The following is a 1,828-nucleotide window of genomic DNA, read 5'->3' on the forward strand; positions in this document are numbered from 1 at the left end:
CCCTCCGGACCCGGGCCCCGCCGGGGCGGCCGGGGTCGGCGGCGGTTCGGGCGGCAGGGATTCGGGCATGGCGTCGCCCTGGCGCGGGGCGTCCTGCGCGCCCGCGGTCAGCGGCGCCGCCAGCAGCAGCGCGACGCCCGCAAGCCACCAGGTCGGGCGGCAGCCGCGCCTCATCCGGCCTGGTGGGCCTTCACGGCGGCGATGCCCTCGGCCACCAGTTCCCGCAGCTTCGGCTGCAGCGCCTGGTTGCCGGCAACGATGTTGCCCGACGCATAGGCATCCCCGCCATCGGGGTCGGAGAAGAAGCCGCCGGCCTCCTTCACCATCACCAGCCCCGCCGCGATGTCCCACTTCTTGAGGCCGAGTTCCCAGAAGCCGTCATACCGCCCGGCCGCCACCCAGGCGAGGTCGAGCGCCGCCGCGCCGAAGCGCCGCACGCCGGCCACCTGCGGCATGACACGGTGCAGAATGGCCGAGAATTCCGCCTTGCGCGGCACGCCCGCGAAGGGGATGCCGGTGGCGAAGACCGCCTCGCGAATGTCGCGCCGCGCCGAGACGCGCAGCCGCTTGTCGTTCAGGAAGGCGCCCACGCCCTTCTCAGCCCAGAACAGCTCGTCCGAGGCGGGGTTGTAGATCACGCCGGCCATGATCTCGGTGCGCTCGGCGTCGATGCGCTTCTCGATGCCCACGCTGATCGCCCAGTGCGGGATGCCGTGCAGGAAGTTGGTGGTGCCATCGAGCGGATCGACCACCCAGCGCCATTCCCAGGACTCGTCGCCCGAAGCGCCCGATTCCTCCATCAGGAAGGCGAAGTTCGGCCGCGCCTTGGACAATTCCTCGCGCAGCGTCTGCTCGGCGCGCAGGTCGGCGGAGGAGACGAAGTCCGACGGGCCCTTCACGCTGACCTGCAGCTGCTCGACCTCCCCGAAGTCGCGCAGCAGGCGCCGGCCGGCCTTGCGCACGGCCGAGGTGACGACCTGCATGGCGGGAGACAGGCGAGCGGAGACGAGCGACATGCGCGGGATGACCTTCGGGGAGAAAGAGCGCGGGAAGGGTTAGCGGAGGGAGCACCGGGGGGCCAGCCCCCCGAACCCCCCGCCGGGGGCGGACGCGCCCCCGGACCCGCGGGGAATGGCGGGGCAGCGCGTGTCACATCGCACATTGCGCGGGGCGGCGGGGGCGTAGGGTGGGGTACGCAACCCGATGCCATGAAAGTGAGACCCGATGCAGCGCCGCATCTTCGCCATCGCCGCCCTGGCCGCCGCATGCGCCGCCCACACCGCTTCTGCCGCCGGACCGCCGCGCGAGGCCGCCGAGGCACCCGCCGCCTGGGTCGCGGCCTATGACAGCATGAACGGCGCGACCGCGGCGGCCATGTACACGCCCGACGCCACGCTGTGGGGCAGCGTCAGCCGCAGCCGCACCATCGGCACCGCCGCCATCAGCGACTATTTCGGCCGCACCAGGCCAGGTGTCGCGGCGACCTCGGTCACGCTGGGCGACTACACGCTGCGGGAGGTCGCACCGGGCGTGGCGGTCGCCTCGGGCCTGTACACCTTCCACCGGCGGCTCAACGACGGCAGCGCATCCTCCGACCCGTCGCGCTTCAGCATGACCTTCGTGCGCGGGACGGACGGGCTGTGGCGGATCGCCGACCACCATTCGTCCCGGCTGCCGGCGCCGCCGAGGTAGATGGCGAGGGGGCGCCGCCCCCTCGACCCCCGCCGGGGGCCGACGCGCCCCCGGACCCGCGGGAGATCAGCGGCGGCCGACGCGGTCGACGGGACCGCCGCGGTTCGTTGGCGTGCCGGGGCGCACGCCCACGCCG

2 protein-coding genes are annotated in these 1,828 nt (G+C 73.6%); one reads left to right on the plus strand and one right to left on the minus strand.

Annotation, left to right across the window (positions count from 1 at the left end; translation table 11 throughout):
- Positions 1-170: 170 nt before the first annotated feature.
- Positions 171-983 (minus strand): inositol monophosphatase family protein, encoded by an 813-nt coding sequence (locus HW578_RS26095; protein WP_198373623.1) that lies wholly within the window; start codon positions 981-983, stop codon positions 171-173.
- Between the two features lie 241 nt (positions 984-1,224).
- Here HW578_RS26095 and HW578_RS26100 point away from each other — a divergent pair, with 241 nt between their 5' ends.
- Positions 1,225-1,692, plus strand: a complete 468-nt coding sequence (locus HW578_RS26100) for an SgcJ/EcaC family oxidoreductase (RefSeq protein WP_198373622.1) — start codon at positions 1,225-1,227, stop codon at positions 1,690-1,692.
- Positions 1,693-1,828 lie beyond the last annotated feature (136 nt).

The sequence above is a fragment of the Roseomonas rosulenta genome (genome assembly GCF_016106005.1).
Taxonomy (GTDB): domain Bacteria; phylum Pseudomonadota; class Alphaproteobacteria; order Acetobacterales; family Acetobacteraceae; genus Neoroseomonas; species Neoroseomonas rosulenta.

What these genes read in the sequence shown, in the direction of transcription:
- HW578_RS26095 (WP_198373623.1), bottom strand. Translation starts at nt 983, where the DNA reads ATGCAGGTCGTCACCTCGGCCGTGCGCAAGGCCGGCCGGCGCCTGCTG.
- HW578_RS26100 (WP_198373622.1), top strand. Translation starts at nt 1,225, where the DNA reads ATGCAGCGCCGCATCTTCGCCATCGCCGCCCTGGCCGCCGCATGCGCC.